The 16,520-nt window shown below is 69.5% G+C and carries 13 protein-coding genes; 2 read left to right on the top strand and 11 right to left on the bottom strand.

Annotated elements, in window-relative coordinates; all coding sequences use genetic code 11:
• Window positions 1-128 precede the first annotated feature (128 nt).
• Window positions 129-362: a hypothetical protein gene (locus AB0M26_RS29975; RefSeq protein WP_365265896.1), complete on the bottom strand. Its 234-nt coding sequence runs from the start codon at window positions 360-362 to the stop codon at window positions 129-131.
• A gap of 407 nt (window positions 363-769) precedes the next feature.
• Entirely contained in the window at window positions 770-2,131 is a 1,362-nt protein-coding gene (locus tag AB0M26_RS29970; RefSeq protein WP_365265894.1) for a bifunctional GNAT family N-acetyltransferase/ATP-binding protein, read from the bottom strand.
• Window positions 2,132-2,346: 215 nt separating this feature from the next.
• Between AB0M26_RS29970 and AB0M26_RS29965 the strand changes: the two genes are divergently transcribed.
• Window positions 2,347-2,811, top strand: a complete 465-nt coding sequence (locus tag AB0M26_RS29965; protein WP_365265892.1) for a hypothetical protein — start codon at window positions 2,347-2,349, stop codon at window positions 2,809-2,811.
• A gap of 199 nt (window positions 2,812-3,010) precedes the next feature.
• Here the strand turns inward: AB0M26_RS29965 and AB0M26_RS29960 are convergent, their stop codons facing one another.
• The 7 genes from AB0M26_RS29960 to AB0M26_RS29930 all read right to left on the bottom strand — a co-directional run bounded on the left by AB0M26_RS29960 (window position 3,011) and on the right by AB0M26_RS29930 (window position 10,683).
• The gene (locus AB0M26_RS29960) at window positions 3,011-4,453 is read right to left on the bottom strand and encodes a nucleotide pyrophosphatase/phosphodiesterase family protein (RefSeq protein ID WP_365265890.1); all 1,443 of its coding nucleotides are present in this window, start codon (window positions 4,451-4,453) and stop codon (window positions 3,011-3,013) included.
• Window positions 4,450-5,637 (bottom strand): metabolite traffic protein EboE, encoded by a 1,188-nt coding sequence (gene eboE, locus AB0M26_RS29955; protein WP_365265888.1) that lies wholly within the window; start codon window positions 5,635-5,637, stop codon window positions 4,450-4,452. Before eboE ends, AB0M26_RS29960 begins: the two co-directional genes overlap by 4 nt.
• A gap of 2 nt (window positions 5,638-5,639) precedes the next feature.
• The gene (locus tag AB0M26_RS29950) at window positions 5,640-6,488 is read right to left on the bottom strand and encodes a TatD family hydrolase (protein WP_365265886.1); all 849 of its coding nucleotides are present in this window, start codon (window positions 6,486-6,488) and stop codon (window positions 5,640-5,642) included.
• Window positions 6,488-7,195 (bottom strand): EboA domain-containing protein, encoded by a 708-nt coding sequence (locus AB0M26_RS29945; protein ID WP_365265884.1) that lies wholly within the window; start codon window positions 7,193-7,195, stop codon window positions 6,488-6,490. The genes AB0M26_RS29950 and AB0M26_RS29945 overlap by 1 nt, the downstream gene beginning before the upstream one ends.
• Before the next feature lie 172 nt (window positions 7,196-7,367).
• Window positions 7,368-8,252 (bottom strand): sugar phosphate isomerase/epimerase family protein, encoded by an 885-nt coding sequence (locus AB0M26_RS29940; RefSeq protein WP_365265882.1) that lies wholly within the window; start codon window positions 8,250-8,252, stop codon window positions 7,368-7,370.
• Window positions 8,249-9,553 carry an SCO3242 family prenyltransferase gene (locus tag AB0M26_RS29935; protein WP_365265880.1) on the bottom strand — a complete coding sequence of 435 codons (1,305 nt, stop codon included), beginning with the start codon at window positions 9,551-9,553 and terminating at the stop codon, window positions 8,249-8,251. The genes AB0M26_RS29940 and AB0M26_RS29935 overlap by 4 nt, the downstream gene beginning before the upstream one ends.
• Window positions 9,550-10,683, bottom strand: coding sequence for an inositol-3-phosphate synthase (locus AB0M26_RS29930; RefSeq protein ID WP_365265878.1), 1,134 nt, complete (start codon window positions 10,681-10,683; stop codon window positions 9,550-9,552). The genes AB0M26_RS29935 and AB0M26_RS29930 overlap by 4 nt, the downstream gene beginning before the upstream one ends.
• A gap of 588 nt (window positions 10,684-11,271) precedes the next feature.
• Here AB0M26_RS29930 and AB0M26_RS29925 point away from each other — a divergent pair.
• Window positions 11,272-12,201, top strand: coding sequence for a hypothetical protein (locus tag AB0M26_RS29925; RefSeq protein ID WP_365265876.1), 930 nt, complete (start codon window positions 11,272-11,274; stop codon window positions 12,199-12,201).
• A 133-nt stretch (window positions 12,202-12,334) separates the two neighbouring features.
• Here AB0M26_RS29925 and AB0M26_RS29920 read toward each other — a convergent pair whose 3' ends face one another.
• Both AB0M26_RS29920 and AB0M26_RS29915 read right to left on the bottom strand, forming a co-directional pair.
• On the bottom strand, window positions 12,335-13,474 hold the full coding sequence (locus AB0M26_RS29920) for a hypothetical protein (protein ID WP_365265874.1): 1,140 nt from the start codon (window positions 13,472-13,474) through the stop codon (window positions 12,335-12,337).
• 399 nt (window positions 13,475-13,873) lie between these two features.
• Window positions 13,874-15,817 carry an MFS transporter gene (locus AB0M26_RS29915; RefSeq protein ID WP_365265872.1) on the bottom strand — a complete coding sequence of 648 codons (1,944 nt, stop codon included), beginning with the start codon at window positions 15,815-15,817 and terminating at the stop codon, window positions 13,874-13,876.
• Between the last annotated feature and the right edge of the window lie 703 nt (window positions 15,818-16,520).

The following is a 16,520-nucleotide window of genomic DNA, read 5'->3' as shown; positions in this document are numbered from 1 at the left end:
CGAGCCGACGTGCTCTTCGCCATGCTCCGCGACGGCACCTTCTACGACCCCAAGCCCGCCCCCACAGGTTGACGAAACCCATAGGGACACCCCCCGAACCCGGGGAAGACATTGCCGGCTTGGGCCGGTCACTCGGGCAGGCGGGTGGCCAATAGCTGCTTGCCGAACTCCGCACCCTTGCGGCTGTCCGACTGGGCCTTCTGGAACAACTCCACCAGCTCGGCGTCGTTCTGCCGGTGTGCATCCCTGATGTAGGTCTCCATCCGCAGTGCGTTGCTCAGGCACGCCTCGATGTACCAGATCAGGTTGTAGTCCTTGTCCCTGGTGCCGGTGACCTCACCGGTCTCGCTACCGCTGCTCATGCTGAAAGTCCTCCATGGCTTCCGACGTCTGGGGGCCTGACGACCCGGGTACAGCCGTGAGGAGAAGCCGAACCTGGTCGACCGGCTGTCAGGGCAAGGTTCCCTGCGCCGTCCGGCCCGGACCGCGGCTCACACCAACGGCCCCCGGCGAGCGCCCGGATCGGCCCCAAGAATGCTGCGGCGCGTCGAGATTCTCCTGGGCGGCGGCCGAACCGGGCGGGCAGGAGCGGTTCGGTCGGGCCATCCGAGGTCGTGCGAGCGGTCTTCAGGCAGGCGGCGCCCGCACAAGGTGCTGTCGCATCGTCCTGGTCATCACGCGCTATTTGCCACAACGCCGCGGCAAAGGGTTCTCGGATCTGCTGCTTCGTATTTTTCCCGCCGTGGGAAGAGCGCTCGCCGGGCCCGCATCACATGCGGACGTAGTGCTCGATGTCCTCGTTGAAGTCGGTCAGCATCTGATCGGTGAGGGTGGGGCGGGTGTCAGCGATGGCGGAGAGGTAGTCCTGGGTGGTGGCTTGGGTGCCTCGGCGGTCGACGACCTCGCGTTCAAAGGCGGCCTGAGCCCCCTTCCGGGCGGCGAATTCGATGTCGGCGGGGGTGAACATCTCACTGGCTTCCACCAGTTGATGCAGTTCGACACCTTCGGTGGCCGGTCCGAGGTAGCGCTGCCAGATCGCCGAGCGGGCCGCGGAGTCGGGCGGACCCACCGGGATGACGTAGTCGAACCTACCCGGGCGCAAGAATGCGGGGTCGAGGGATCGTACGGAGTTCGTGGCGCAGATCAGGAGGCGTTCATCGCCGTCCCGGAACCCCGGGATGAGCTTGAGGAGTTCGTTGGTGACCCCGTGGCTGGGGTCGACGGCCAGGCCGGACCGGACGCCGGCGATCTCTTCGACCTCGTCGATGAACAGCAGGACCGTTTCCAGCTCTGCGAGTTCGGCGAAGGTCTCCCGCAGTGAGACGGCCAGGCTTCCGGCGCCTGTGGCGGCGATCCGCGAGGGGAAGAGTTCCACGAAGGGCCAGCCCAGTCGTGAGGCGACCGCCTTGGCGAAGCTGGTCTTTCCGGTGCCCGGGGGGCCGAAGAGGATGACGGCCTTGGGTGGTCTCACACCGTAGCGTTCGGCCAGCGCAGGTTCGGCCAGGGGCAGCACGATCCGGCGCTCGATGGCGTCCTTCTCCGGCTCCATGCCCGCCACGGAGCCCCACAGCCCCGGCGGAAGCACCCTCCCGCCGAGTTCCGCGAGGAGCCCGGCATCGCTGGCGGCAATGTGCTCCGCCTTCTCGTAGTAGATCAATCCGCCGCGGGTCCGGTAGCCGGAGTTCTCCAGGGCCTTGCTTCCCGTGGCCCCGGGGGCGAGCAACGCGCCGATCCGGCGCACCCCTTGAGATCGCAGGCGCCGCTCGAGCTCGGCGATCAGGGCGCTGCCGATGCCACGGTTACGCCACGAACCCGACAGTGCCACCAGCGTGATCCAGGCCCGCTCTCCCTGGCTCTGGGCCACGGTCACGCCGACCACCTCATCGCCCACGACCGCCACGACGGCGGACCCGCCGGCGCGGGCCGCGGCCATGACCTCGGAGATGGGGAACACGGGGTGCGAGTCGTCCGCCTGCCGGTCCTGTTCCCACATTTGAATGGCACGGTCGAGATCGTCGTCGTGGAAGTCCCGCAATCGCCACGTCGGCATGTTCGCCACCTTGCGGAGGTCGTGAATGGCTCGGCGATGCTTGGCTGCGCGTCTACGAAGCTTCCTGCCCTCGTCACTCATTGTCCACCCCGATCGAGGGCCCGTCGATTTTTCACCCCTTCCCTTGCCCGGCCCGAAACGGCGCCGTGCAACACTGAACCCGGCCGAGGACATCTGGTCCCTGCTCAAGCGACACCCGGCCGACTCGATCATCCGCCGACCCGGACCTTCCGGCGCGGCGAAGCGCCGCCCGGCTTCACGAATTCGCAGGCGCCGTGCCCGCCGGGAACCGGAGGATGGCACGCATGGTCGTCTTCCGCTGCCGTAACTGTCACTGCGATCTCACCGAACTCCTGCGGGAGGTGCCGCTGCCACAGGAGGACAGCGCCCCGGCACCGTATGCGCTGCCGAAGGGCGAGGAGTGCCCACCGCGGATGCGCCCGGGCACCTTCGCCTACGATCCGCCGGAGGCCGGGGAACGAGTCTTCCGGCCACAGCTCGGGGGCGCAGCCCTGGGCCTCCGCCGTGCCGGACTCGACGGCATCGTCCTGGCCCCGACTGACGTGCACGGCGCCCAACTCACCTCGCTGCGCGGACGGAAGAACGGCTGCTGCGGTCTGGACGGCTGCGACGGCCCGAACCTGGTGTGCCGCTGCTGTATGGCCGAAGTGGCCACCGAGCGTTCGGACTGCTGGACCCCGCGAGAGGTCGTGCTCGTCCCCGCCGCGGTGGAGGCCGTCAACGTCGGTTACCCCTCGTGAGTGATGGGCGCGTCGGGGCAGGGGGCGGCGACGCGGCGGAGGTCATCGCGTTCGGCCTGGTCGACGGTCGGAGACCAATGCAGCTCGGTGCACACACAGTTCGGCGAGGCAGGTGCAGTGCTGCGCCTCGGCGGGTGGGGCGGCAGCCATTGGGCCGGGTTCCGGTCGGCCTTCGACCGGTTCGTCTCGGCCGTGCTGATCACGGGCTGGTCGTGCTTGTGGTTGTGGGTGGGGTGGTGCTGGGGGAATGGATGCCCGCGAGGTGGAGGAGGAGGGATTTGATGTCGGTGGCTTTGGTCGGGGCATGGACGGTGTCGGGACGGGAGCAGATGAGGATGGGGCCCTGGGTTTGGTCGGTGGGTGGGCGTCCGTGGCTGCCGCGTACTGGGGAGGGGTCGAGTGGGGTGAAGGCCATCCGGTAGCGGAGCCCGACTTTCTTGCGGAGAAGGGCGGTGGCTGCGCGTAGGCGTACGAAAGGGTCGTGGGGGTCGAGGAAGAGTTCCGCGGGGTCGTAGCCGGGCTTGCGGTGGATGTCGACTGTGCGTGCGAAGTCGGGGGCGTATTGGTCTTCGAGCCAGTAGTAGTAAGTGAACCAGGCCTCGGGTTCGGCAATGGCGATCAGATCTCCGGAGCGGGGGTGGTCGAGTCCGTGGGCCTTTTTTCCTGCGGTGTCGAGGAGGGTGTCGATGCCGGGTAGTTCTTCGAGGGCATGGCGGGTTGCGGTGATCGTTGCCGGGTCGTGGGGTTGTTGCATGTAGACGTGTGCGACCTGGTGGTCGGCTACGGCGAAGGCGCGTGATGTGGCGGTGTCCAGGTATTCCATGCCGTGCTGGGTGGCGACCTTCAGCAGACCGGCGCGGCGGAGGGCGCGGTTGATGTCGACGGGCTTGGAGACCGGCGTGATGCCGTACTCGGAGAGGGCGACGATGGTGCGTCCCTGGGTCAGGGCGTCGTCGAGCAGGGGGGCGAGTACGGCGTCCAGGGCGGCGGCCGCGGTGTGGGCTCGTGGGTCGTTGGGGCCGTAACGCTGGAGGTCGTAGTCGAGGTGGGGCAGGTAGGCGAGTGCGAGGTCGGGGTTGCGGGTGTGGATGATGTGGCGGGTGGCGTCCGTGATCCACTGTGAGGATGCGAGGCCGGCGCGGGGGCCCCAGAAGTCGAAGAGGGGGAACGGGCCGAGTTTCCGCGTGAGTTCGTCGCGTAGTGCGGCGGGTTTGGTGTAGCAGTCGGCTTCCTTGCGGCCGTCGGCGTAGTAGACGGGTTTGGGTGTGACGGTGTAGTCGGTGTCGGCACCGATGGCGTACCACCAGCAGATATTGGCCACGGTGTAGCCCGGATGGGCCCGGCGGGCGGTGTCCCAGAGTTTCTCGCCGCCGACGAGCCGGTTGTGCTGGCGCCACAGCAGGACTTCGCCCAAGTCGCGGAAGTACCAGCCGTTGCCCACGATTCCGTGTTCGCTGGGGATGGTTCCGGTGAGGAACGTCGATTGGACGGTGCAGGTCACGGCGGGTAGCACGGTCTGCAGGGGTGCGTAGGAGCCCGACTTGGCGAGAGCGTTCAGCCGTGGCATGGAGGGCAGTAGGGCGGGGGTCAGGCCGACCACGTCGAGGACGAGGAGGGGGGCAGGGGTGGTTGGCGGGCTCATTCGACCTCCTCCTTCAGGCCCAGATCGATGAGGTGGTCGCGTACCAGGGCGAGTTCGGCGGCGATTCCGGCGGCGAGCTGTCCGGGGTCGGTGGGGCGCACGGGGGTCGGTAGCGCTTGCCAGGTGTATGTTTCCACCTCCAGGTGGCGGGTGAGGGGGGAGGGGCCGCCCAGGAGCCGTGCGAGGGTGTCGCGCAGCACTGGCATGGTCGAGGTCAGGGGCGGCTCGGGTGGGGCATGGAGCGGCACGTGGAAGTGACACCGCCATGGGCCGGAGACGGGCAGGGGACTGTGACCGGTGAGGGCGTGGTCGAGGTCGTCGGTTCCGTGGATCGTGCCATCGGGGGTGAGCGCGCGGGTCTGGTGGAGGAACCGTGGCTCGGCGTAGGTGGCCAAAGCTTGTGTGACCGAGGGCAGGTGGGGGTCGTCGGCGTGCAGGGCTGCTGAGAGCTGTGCCTTGACGATGGGGATGCCGGCATCCAGCAGGTGGTCGACCGCGGTGGCCGGGTCCTCGAACTGTGTCGCGAGGTGGCAGGTGTCGATGCAGACCCCGACGCGGTGGTGGGGTGGTGCTCCGGGGGCGGTGAGGGCGTCTACGGCCTGGGCTGTGGTCTCCACGACGCAGCCGGGTTCGGGTTCCAGCCCCACGCGAATGCTGCGGCCGGTGCGCCGGTCCATGGCGTCGAGTTGTTCGGAGAGGGCGGCAAGGGCGCGGCGGGCGGTTCGGGCCCGTTCCGGTCCGAAGGGGTGGCGCCATGCTAGGGGCAGCGTCGAGATGCTGCCCTCGATGACGTCATCGGGCAGGAGGACGGTGAGCAGGTGCGCCAGGTCCAGGGTGTGCTTGCCGCGTTCGCTCTGGGTCCAGTCGGGCCGGTAGACGCGGTACTTGACGGCCCGGTCGCCGAACCCCTGGTAGGGGAAGCCGTTGAGGGTGACCACTTCCAGGCCGCGGCTGTGGATGTCGGTTTTCAGGTCGTGCAGTGCCGCGGTGTCCTCGATGAGGGTGCGTGCCACGTGGTGCGAGAGCCACAGGCCGATGCCCAGGGTCTTGCGTCCCAGGCAACGGCGAACGGGTTCGGCATGGTCGTGCAGCATGCGCCGTACTCCGGCGAGGTCCTCGGCGGGGTGGACGTTGGTGCAGTAGGCAAGGTGGATGGTGGAGCCATCGGGGTGCCGGAATCGCACGGTCACTCCCCTCCGCGGAGGATCGAGTTTCCGTGGTGGGTGGCGCCCTTCTCTTCGACGGACAACTCCACTCGGCCGCTGATGCCGAAGAACGCGACCGGATTGCGCCACAGGAGACGGTCGACGTCGTCGTCGCTGAATCCCCCGGCCAACATGGCCTCTGCGACCCTGCGGGTCTTGAGGGGATCGCTGCGTCCCCAGTCGGCGGCCGAGTTCACCAGAATTCGGTCCGTTCCGAACAGACGCAGGATGTCGACCATTCGGCCCTCGTCCATCTTCGTCTCGGGGTAGATGGAGAATCCGAGCCAGCAGCCGCTGTCGGCGGCTTCGCCGACCGTTGTCTCGTTGAGGTGATCGAGTACCACGTGCTCGGCGGGGAGCTGTGACTCCCGCAGTACGGCCAGGGTCCGGCGGAGACCTGCCACCTTGTCCCGGTGCGGGGTGTGGACCAGGGCGGGCAGGCCGTGGTCGGCGGCCAGTTGGAGCTGGGCGGCCAGCGCATGGTCCTCCGCGGGCGTCATCGTGTCGTAGCCGATTTCCCCCACGGCGACCACGCCGTCCTTGAGCAGATAGCGCGGGAGCAGGTCCAATACGGGCGTGCACCGCGGGTCGTTGGCTTCCTTCGGATTGAGTGCCAGGGTGCAGTGGTGGGCGATCCCGTGCTGGGCGGCGCGGAACGGCTCCCACCCCAGCAGGGCGTCGAAGTGGTCGATGAAGCTCTCGGGCGAGGTCCGGGGCTGGCCCAGCCAGAACGACGGCTCGACGACGGCCCGGACTCCCGCTTCGTACATGGCTTCGTAGTCGTCGGTCGTCCGCGAACTCATGTGGATGTGGGGGTCGAAGATGCGCATCAGGACTCCTGGGGGGTGGGGGCGGAGGTCGCCAGTTCCAGGACACGGTGGAGGTCGTGGGGGAGGGGGCGGCCCGCGGCATTGCGTTCCTCCGCGCAGGAGGTCAGCATCCGTACCAGCTCGCCATCGCCTCGCGCGCGGTGTTCCAGTCCGGCCACGGCCGTGACGGGAACGCCGGTGTACAGGCATTTGAGGAGGGCCTGTCGCCAGGAGTGGGCGTCCAGGTACCGGGCGGCGTAGGGGCCCAGGGCCGCCGCAGTCAGGAAGGGGTCGTTCGAGCGCAGCGCGTCCTGGACCAGGGGGAGCGCACCGTCACCCAGGCACAGATACGGCAGGGCTGCCAGCACCGCTCGTCGTTCGGCGCGAGAGCCTTGCCGGTAGAGCCGCTCGACGGTCCGAAGGTCCGCCCGTGCGGTGTGCAGGAGGAGCACTCGGGCCGCGTCCACGAGGTTCTCCGGTGTTTGTGCGGGGGCGCCGTCGTCCGGGGTGGGCGTGGTGCGGCAATGTCGTCCCGCTGCTGCGAAGTGCCGTTCCCACATGGGCGGGGAGTCCGTCACCGGCTGCCCGGCCGCCGGGTCCGGGCCCCGTGCGGCACATGCGAGTCCTTCCTCCAGCCACGCCCGCGCCTCGGCCGGGAGCCGGCGGGAGAGGGCATCGTGGATACGGCGGACGGGGGGATCGACGGTCCACAGTTGCGTCTTCGCCATGCCTTTGCCTCCTTGGGCGGTCTCGGTTCCCGTGCCGGTTGCCCGGAGGGAGCCGGCTCCTTGTGGTGCGGACGCCTCCTTGGGTTCCGGAGGCCTTCTTGTGGTGCGGATGCCTCCTTTAGTTCCGCCTTTGTGGTGCGGACGCCGTGCGCATGCCTTGACCCCCGCCGGTTCACCGCGGGGCGAGGGCCGCGCGGAGAGAGTCCAGTGACGTGGCGGCGTACTGGGGTCCGGCGTGGGAGTGGCGTGGCAGCTCGACGCTGACCAGTCCGCCGAAGGCAATCTCGCGCAGTGCCGCGAGCACGCCCGGAAAGTCGATCTCTCCCTCCCCGATGGGGAGGTGTTCGTGGACACCGCGTCGCATGTCCTCGATCTGGACATGGCGGAGCCACGGGGCGGCCTGGCGCACACACTCCTCGGGCGGCGAGGGCTCCAGGCATTGGCAGTGGCCGATGTCCAGGGTCAGGCCGAGTCCTTCGGGTTCGCCCAGGAGCTTGTGCAGGCGGTGGAAGCCGGAGAGATCCTCCAGGAGGTGCCCCGGTTCGGGTTCGACGGCCAGTGCCACGTCCGCCGCCTGGGCTCGGGCGAGTACGGGCCGGATCGACTCGGCGAGCCGTTCCCATGCGCGTTCCTCGGACGTGTCGTGCGGCGCGGGCCCGCTGAAGCAGTGCACGACGCGCGCACCGATGTCGCCGGCGATGCGCACCGCGGTGTGCAGCAGACCGGTCCGGGCCGCTCGCGCGTCGTGGTCGGGATCCAGCAGGGTCGGCCGGTGCTTGCGCCGTGCGTCCAGGACGTAGCGGGCACCTGTTTCGACGACGACGCTCAGCCCGGTTTCATCGAGCCGTCTTGCGATGTGCCGGACACGTGCCGCCAGCTCTCCGGGCGGGGCGAGGGGATCGAGATGCATGTGGTCCAAGGTCAACCCGACACCGTCGTAGCCGAGTTCGGCGAGGAGGAGCAGGATGTCGTCGAGCCGGAGGTCGACCAGGCCATTGGTGCCGTAGCCGAATCGCAGACCGCCCGGTTGGTGCCGCGTGCTGCCCAGTCCCCTCATGTCGCGCTGAACCTCCTTGCCAGACGCCGGGCCAAGGGCGCCAGGCCGAGGAGAAGGAGCGCCGAAGATCTCCCGCCGTGGCGCAGAGCGAGCGCCGCCTGCAGGGGGATCATGGCGCGGATACCGCCGCCGACGGCCTGCTGGGTGAGCTGCGGGGAGGGATTCAACGCGGCCTGGACGCCAGGTCGGCCCGCGGTGGATGCGTAGAGGAGGACGGCCCCGGCCATGAGCGCTCGGGTCGCTTGGTGAGAGAGGGGTGCGGTCCGGGTGAGGGGTACGGCAGACCTTGCCCGGTGCCCCGCACCTCGCTCGTTCCCCATCCGACCCCCCCGAAGGGCATCCCCGCGGCCGAGGACCGCTGAGACCGTGGCGGTCGTGGCGAGGGCCGCCAAGGGCGCGGAGGTGGAACCGCCGAAGGCCTCGCGGCGCGAGAGCAGGGTGGTCGCCAGGGTGTGGGAACCGAGGATCGCGGCCGACCGCCACGCCGGGGCCGGTGGCCGCGGCAGTGCGCCGGCGGACTCTCGCACGGGCCCCGCCGCGAGGGCTCCCCGCCCTCTCGCGGCGTGGCCGGAAGCCACAGCACCGAGCAGCAGATCGAGTGAGCGCGCCGCGGCCATGGCTGCCGGGCCGGCGGCGGTCTGCTTCAGGCACAGGTCGTAGGCCCAGACGGTGCCGGTCAGCGCAACCGCCGTGATAAGGGCCGGTCTGCCGGCGGACGCGGCAGTGGCCAGGCCCGCGACCGTGAGGGCGCCCGCGGCCGTGAGGGCGGACGCGGGGCGGATACGGCCGGACGGCAGCGGGCGAGAAGGGCGCTCGAGAGCGTCGATTTCGCGGTCGGCCCAGTCATTGAGAGCCATACCGGCCGTATACAAGCCAAGTGAGGTGCCCGCAGCGAGGGCGGTGCCGCGATTGGGCGCTACCGCTGCGGTTGCCGCGCCGCAGAGAGCGTCTCCGGGCACGGAGAACAAGGCGGGGAGCCGCAGCAGTTCGGCCCAGGCGGCAGCCCGCTCTCCGGGCGGTTTCCGGGTCCGCGGCGCCGGGCCCGCCGTGGCCCCGGAGCCACGGGCGGCCTGGACCCCGTCCGCCCGCCGCTCGGTCGCTCGCGACTCCTGGGACGCACCGAAAGCCGACTGCGGGGGCGTGCCGCCCTCGGCCCGGCGGGCCCCCACCGGGTGCTGCGGGGCATGACGGGCCTCCGTGCGCGGGGTACGGCGGAACGCGCGGAGCCACTGCGAGAACCCCCCTCCGGTGAGTCCGGAGCCGTCCCTCGTACCGAACTCCGGCGCGGCTTCCCGGGTCATCCGGGGCTCCTGAGGCGGTTCGCGAACGCCAGCAGCGCGTCCCACTGGTCGGAGAGCGCGGCCGAAGCACCGGGATCGGGGTCCTTGAAGAAGAAGCCGAGATCCGGGAGAGGCCCGGAGAGGCCCGATGCGTGCGCTGCCGCAGTGAGTCGTACGAGGTCCAGGACCAGGGGCGCGGCGAGCACGGAGTCACAGCCCTGCCAAATCGTCTGCAGCACCATCCGGGTGCCGAGAAAGCCGTCGAAAGCGACGTGGTCCCAGGCCGTCTTCCAGTCGCCGAGCGCCGGGACGTCGTCGATGTGCAGCTCTCCGTCCGGTCGGCACCCGAGGGTGTCGGTGAGGACCCGGGTCTTGCCCGCATTCTTCGCGGCCGCGGCAGCCGGTTCCGCGAGCGCCGCACCGTCCCCTCCTCCCAGCAGGTTCGTGCCCGACCAGGCCCTGACGCTCAGGGCCCGCTGGAGGAACATCGGGGCGAGCACCGACCGCAGCAGGGTCTGCCCTGTCTTGCCGTCCCTGCCGACGTAGGGAAGACCCGAGGCGGTGGCGAGGTCCGCGAGGGCCGGATGGTGCAGCCCGGTGGAGGGGGTGAAGTTGACGTAGGAGCAGCCGGCGCGAAGGGCGGCTGCGGCGTAGAGAGAGCTGGCGGGCAGGTGCTCGTCGTCCGGTGACGGGGCCGGCTCGGTCGAGGCGAGGTTGACCACGACCGTTCTCGCCAAGCCCTTCTCGCGCTGAAAGGCGGTCATGTCCTCGGCGAAGGCGGCGATCAGCTCTTCGTCGTCACGCTGTTCATCCCGCAGGGGCCCACCGGGGCGGATCGCGGAGTCGGCGGAGCCCAGTTCGCCCGCGACGGCCGCCGGCAGGCCATGCGGCAGCACCCCGCCGAAGGCCAGTTCTTCCGCTCGTTTGGGGAGGGGGCAGACGGCGGTGTCGTGGCCGCCGAAGACCAGGGACTCCAGAGCCGGCAGGGCGCACCCGGCAAACCCCGCCGTCTCGGTGACCATGCCGGTCGGCTCGTGCAGCCCCGCGGTGAGCGCCGCGCAGCCTGCCACCACGGTAGTGGCGACGGAACCCCGCGCGCCGATGAGCCACACACCCGTCCCCTCCCGGGGCGTCTGCCGCCGGCCGCTCACGATCGCACCTCGGCGGATCGGCGCGAGGAGAGTGAAAGGGCACCGTGCACAGGTGATGGACTGTTACGACGAGCGGTCTTCTGCACAGCAACTTCCCCGTTTCCTCGGTGGCGGGCACGGATCCGGGACGGGCGGCACCGGGCTGGGCGTTGGCGGCTGCGTGAGCCACGGCCGGCGTCCTGGATCCGCGGACCACCCCAGTTGACCGTGCATCCCGCGCGGCCGCCTCCCCTCGGACGGCGTGGGCGGCCGGATGCCGAAACGGGGGACCCCTGCCGCGCCGCACCAAGTCGGCTCCCGGCAGGCCGCCGTGTTCTCCCTCCAACGAGTGCACTCCCTCTGGTCCGTTTGGCGGGAGGGCTCCGACCGGACCGCACGAGCTCTCTCCGCCTGTCCGCGCGAGCACACCGGTGATGCATGGCTCGGCACTGCGCTGCAGGTCGGGCGGGCGGCGGTGTCGCTGAGGAACTCGATGTGTGACTCCATGAGGGTGTGGACCACTTGAGCCGGACAGGGAGGTCCGGACCCACTTCTTCCTGAAGGGAACAGCACGTGAGCGCATTGAGTGCAGGGACCAGAGCGCGGAGGGTGTCCGTTTTGACCTGCCTGGTCGGCGGCCTGCTCGCCACCACGACCACGGCAGTCCATGCGACGGAACCTCCCCCCGGCGAGGCGGGAGGCCGTACCGCATACGAGGTGCGGATGAGCGACGAAGGGCTCCGCGCCCCCGCGTCGGTTCCCGCCGGGCCGGTCCAGCTCAACGTCTCCTCGGCCGACGGCAATGAACACGCACTGGAAATCTTCCAGCCCCGTCGCGGCACACCGGTGCGGCAGGTACTGGACGACCTGCGCGGCACCTCACTGGACAACCCGCCCCGCCAGGTGATCGAGGCGGCCAGGCGCGTCGACCGGGAGTCCGAGTTCTTCGGTGGTGCCCAGGTGCAGCGCAACCGCCCGGTGCGGATGAGCGTCACGCTCTGTCCCGGCACGTACCGGTTGGTCGACCTCACTCAGGTGCTTGAAGGCCCCGCTCGCACGCAGAAGCTGCGCGTCACCGGCAACCACGCCGCGTGCAACGACACTTCCGCCCGGAAGAGCGGCGCCAAGGCCACGGTCAGACTGGTGCAGACCGCGAACGGCCCCCGCTTCCGGTCCCCGGACACCCTGCCCGCCCGGGGCGCCATCAGGTTCATCAACGACACCGACCAGGGCGGTGAGATGCTGCTCCAGCGCCTCCGCCCCGGTGCCACGACCGCCCAGGTACGCAGGGCGCTGGAAGAGGGATGCACGGAGCCCCGGTGCCCCTTCGACGGCCCCGCATTCGGACTCAACGGCATGTCCGCGCAGAACGAGGCGACCCTCCTGGGCCCCGGCGGCGGCACTGTCCCCGCGCCGCCGGCCCCCCGCCCTCCGGGGGCTCAGCCGGCTCGGTACGTCCTGATGTCATCCGCCCCGGACATCAACGTCGGTGTCGCCCAGACCCGGCTCGGGGCCTGGCGCATCGTCACCCTGCGCTGACCGTCTCCCGTGGGTGCCGCGGCAGCCTCGAGCTGTCGCGGCACCCGCACACCACCGGTGCGACCGCTGGGCGCCACCCCGCTGGGCGACGATCCTGCCGTCCGCCCGCACTCCGCACGGCAGCCGTAGGCGTTCAACCGGGGGAGCGTTCGTACTGCCGCCGCAGCTCGCGGAGTCTGCGCTCACTCAGCCGGATCGGCCCGTGCGGTCCCGGATAGGTCACCTCCGTCACGGGCCCCACGTCGTACCGGACCTGATCGGCGATGAGGTAGCCCGCCCTCCTGGCGTTGGCCACCGGGTCCAAGTCGCCCGGACCGACGGCCGCCCGGCTCACTCGCGCGGGGAGACGGGCCACCACATCCGCGCACACCTCGGCGGCCCTGCGGGCCGCGAGCCCGCCGCGGTATACGTCCGGATGCCAGGGCGAGTCGGAGATCCCGCGGACGACGAGCCAGGGAACGCCCGCGGTGGCGTTGGCGAAGGCGAAACCGGCGCCCTCGTTCTCCTCCGCATCGCTCTGGTACAGCATGTTCTGCGCCTCGATCCAGTCGAGGTTCTCCGTCCAGACCGGTCCTTCTCCGACCGTGCCGACCAGGACCCTGCCCCCAGGCGGGGCCGACGGGGCGGGGCCTTGGTCTGCCGTTTCGCCGCCGGATGACCCGGGCCCGCGGTCGGCGGCGGCACGGACGAGGTCCCTGGTGGCGGCAAGAGCCTTGATGTACACCCAGTTCCTGTCGACGGGCTGCGCCTCCGCGTCGAAGTTCGCCGCATCCGAGGGCGTGGGGTATCGCTTGCCGTAGCCGTCGATGACGGCGCCCTCGAGATTGGTGTTCTCGGTGACGTGCATCTCCATGGCGGGGTAGGGCTCTTGGCGGTTGTCACGCCGATAGTGGACGGCCTCCTTGTCGACCACGTAGCCGCTGAGCACGACGTCACCGATGTGAACGCGTGCGTTCTGCGAGCCCGCAGTGCCGGAGAAAAGCGTCGCCCGGGGGCGGAAGGTCTTGTTGAGAATCCATGTGGCGAGCTCCGCACCCGAGTCCAGCGAACCGCTCGCCACGCTGACGACGGGGCGGCCCCGCATCGTCCCGACGTAGAACCGGTAGCCGTCGATGTCGACGTGCCGCTTCACGTCCATGCGAGCCAGCACGGCGGCTTGTTCTACGGGGATGGCACTGACGATTCCTACGGGTGCCGGACTTTGCCGGTCGCCGTGCCGCGCACTTCCCGCAGACGGGTGCTCCGAAGCTCCCGTGAGCAGTAACACGAGCATGGCCGCGGTCGTCAACGACAACCGTCGGTCCCACGGACCGGCCACACGGGAATTGACGAGCACGTGGACTCCTTCTGCATCGGTCGTTCGGGCCGCCATCGGGCGTGGTGCCCCGCGTTCGCCTTCGGCGCCTAGCTTCGGTTCCGACCGCAACTCCGTTGCGGCGGCACTGCTCTGCCGCCGGAAAGCGCAGGGCCTGGGTCACGGTAATGGGCCCCGATCCCCGCGCCGATACCCTCGTATTCGACACGCCCCTTCTCAGGCCAATTGGGGCACTGCCGAGCGCCGGAGCATTGCGCATCTCTGTACCGTGTGACGTCAGCACCGCCACCACTGGGGGTGCCCCTTCCCGTACCCCGCCGTTTTTCGGGCGGGTGCCTTGCGTGCGGCCGGGGCCGATCAGGCGGTGCTCGACGCCGGGGGCAGGCGTTCGTCGACGAGGAGTTCCCGGGCGTGCAGCCGCAGGAGGTCATCGAGTTCCGGATTGCTCTCCGGGTTCCATTCGGTGACCAATTCGGTCAGTTCCTCGGTCTGGGCCCTGACCATGTCCTGGCTGAAGCTCTCGCCCTCGGCGGTGAGCCTGACGACTCCCCTGGCATTCACCTCTGCAAGACCTCGCGCTTCCAACGCCGTGAGATACCCGCGCAGTTCGGCATCCGGGATCCGCGTACGACGAGCCAGTTCGTCCGCGGTAGCCGGCCCGTACTGGACGAGCCTGAAAAGTGTCCAGCTCTCCATGGGGGAGATTCCCCCGTCGACCTTCTCGACGAGCTGCCGGTGGAGTTCGCTTCCCGTCTGCCAGCCGGTAATGACCTCCAACAGTCGCTGCATTGCCTCCCGTGAATCGCGTGCCGTCGGCAGGACAACCGAGCCGTCGCGGGTCCGGAGGGCGCCCGCGGTGCGCCGGAGCGGTGTCTCCCGGATGAGTACGGACAGGATGAGGACGCAGGCAGCCACGGGAATCGCGGTGAGGAAGATCGTCTCTATGACGGACACATATGCGTCGATGTAGACCGACCTGGCCCGCCCGGTCAGTTCATGGAGCAGGCTGGGGTTGCCCTCCGTCCACCGCTTTTCGTTCGTCGAGGGGAATTCCCCCCGGGCAGCGGCGCGGGAGAGCCGCGAGGTGAGAACCCGGTTGAGAATCGCCCCGAACAAGGCCAGTCCGCAGGCCGCGCCGACGTTCCGCAGGTAGCCGATTCCCGACGTGACGGCCCCCAGATCGCGGTAGGGCGCCCCGTTCTGAGCGGCCACCAGAGCCACTTGGGAGATCATGCCGAAACCGATGCCGAGCACCACCAGATAGAGGCAGGCAGTGATCGATGAGGTGTGCGTGTCCAGGAAGGAGCACAACGTCACGCCGAGGGTGAGGAACGCCGAGCCCACGACAGGGAACACCTTGTAACGCCCCCAGCGTGAAATTGCCCGGCCGCTCAGCGTGTAGCACACGAGCGAGGCAACTGTCACCGGCAGCATGTGGAGGCCGGCCACGGTTGCGGACGTACCCTTGACCAACTGGAAATAGACCGGGATGTAATTGACCAGGCCGATCTGGGTCCAGAAGAAGAAGAAACTGATCATTCCCGGGACGATGAACGCCCGGCGGCTCAGAACCTGTACTGGCAGCACAGGACTGGTGGTTCGGCTCTCCAGCCGCCAGATGACCGGGAGCAGCGCCAGGCACAGGGCGATGAGGCCCATCACCGGCGCGGAAGGCCACGGAAAGACGACCCCGCCCCATGTGAGGATCAGCACGAGTGCGACGGAGAAGGTTGCGACAAGGAAGATGCCCGCGTAATCGATGACCGGCTTCTTCGGGGCGGGCGCGATGCGGAGCCCGAAGAGTACGGCGAGCAGGCCGAACACTCCGATCGGAAGGTTGAGGTAGAAGGCCCAGCGCCATGAGACACCGTCGACCAGCACGCCGCCCGCCAGCGGCCCGATGACTCCTGCGAGAACGATGCTGGCGGCGAAGTACACCTGATACCGTCCCCGGTCCCGGGGACCCACGATGTCCCCGAGAATCGCCTGGGGCAGGACCAGCACGCCGCCGCCGCCCAGGCCCTGCAAGCCGCGGAAGACGACGAACTCCGCCATTGATTCCGACTGGCCGCACAGAAGAGAGCCCAGGAGGAACAGGGCGATGGCCGCCCTGAGCACCTTGGCACGGCCGTAGAGGTCCCCCAGTTTGCCCCACACCATCGCTGAGGCCATCACCGCGAGAAGGTACGCGGTCACCGGCCAGGACAGGTGCTTGAGGTCGCCCAGATCTCCGGCGATCGTCGGGAGGGCGGTGGCCAGGATGGTCGTGTCCAGGGCACCCATGAACGACACGAGCATCATGCCGGGAAGAACCCAGCGAACTTTCAGGCCGTCTGCCGGCTGCGAGCGTCCGGGCCATCTCCTGAGCCGGCGCAACACCGTGGTCCTCAGCGCTCTCAGCCCGTTCTTGGCTCGCAGGTCGGTCGCCGGCGCCTCGCCAACACCGTTCCCCGACCGTCGATGCGCTTGCCCGGTCCGCGGACGACCTCCGGTGGACCCTGCTGTGCCCCGCGGTCGGTGTCGACGCGTGCGAAGCCGAGGTCGGCATGGCCGGGCGACGCATTGGGATGCGCGGTCGGTGTCGGTCGAGGCCCTCCCACCAGTCGCCGTCCCAGCTGCTCGAGCGTGTCGTCGGCCGACGCGTCCGTGCCCACAATGTCCGCCTCAATGAGTCATGTTCGGTTTCGAGGTGGCCTCACGATAGGGCGCGGAAACGTGCGCTGGCGGGGAACACGCGAAAGGAGACCTGACTCAGCCGTGCGCCTTCGCCCGTCCACCCGAAAAGGCCAAGAGGCGACCCGCTGTGGAGCAATGACGTTTCAGACAGAATCCAGGCGGTTCGCGCTTCACGGCCGATTCGCCCGGGAGTCAACTCGGGCGGGTGTCCGCTGGTGCGCCCGGGGTGTTTCGGGCCTGGGCACTCTCCCGCGGCAGCCTGGTGACGGTCAGCGCACACGCAACGACGACAGCGATGGCCGCGAAGACGAATGCGTAGACCGTCGCT

The organism is Streptomyces sp. NPDC051776, from assembly GCF_040681345.1.
Classification (GTDB): domain Bacteria; phylum Actinomycetota; class Actinomycetes; order Streptomycetales; family Streptomycetaceae; genus Streptomyces.
This window is presented reverse-complemented; position numbering and strand designations above follow the sequence as displayed.

Bases quoted from the DNA above. Each gene is read 5' to 3' on its own strand.
- AB0M26_RS29975 (WP_365265896.1), bottom strand. From the start codon at position 362: ATGAGCAGCGGTAGCGAGACCGGTGAGGTCACCGGCACCAGGGACAAG.
- AB0M26_RS29970 (WP_365265894.1), bottom strand. From the start codon at position 2,131: ATGAGTGACGAGGGCAGGAAGCTTCGTAGACGCGCAGCCAAGCATCGC.
- AB0M26_RS29965 (WP_365265892.1), top strand. From the start codon at position 2,347: ATGGCACGCATGGTCGTCTTCCGCTGCCGTAACTGTCACTGCGATCTC.
- AB0M26_RS29960 (WP_365265890.1), bottom strand. From the start codon at position 4,453: ATGAGCCCGCCAACCACCCCTGCCCCCCTCCTCGTCCTCGACGTGGTC.
- AB0M26_RS29950 (WP_365265886.1), bottom strand. From the start codon at position 6,488: ATGCGCATCTTCGACCCCCACATCCACATGAGTTCGCGGACGACCGAC.
- AB0M26_RS29945 (WP_365265884.1), bottom strand. From the start codon at position 7,195: ATGGCGAAGACGCAACTGTGGACCGTCGATCCCCCCGTCCGCCGTATC.
- AB0M26_RS29940 (WP_365265882.1), bottom strand. From the start codon at position 8,252: ATGAGGGGACTGGGCAGCACGCGGCACCAACCGGGCGGTCTGCGATTC.
- AB0M26_RS29935 (WP_365265880.1), bottom strand. From the start codon at position 9,553: ATGACCCGGGAAGCCGCGCCGGAGTTCGGTACGAGGGACGGCTCCGGA.
- AB0M26_RS29920 (WP_365265874.1), bottom strand. From the start codon at position 13,474: ATGCTCGTGTTACTGCTCACGGGAGCTTCGGAGCACCCGTCTGCGGGA.
- AB0M26_RS29915 (WP_365265872.1), bottom strand. From the start codon at position 15,817: ATGATGCTCGTGTCGTTCATGGGTGCCCTGGACACGACCATCCTGGCC.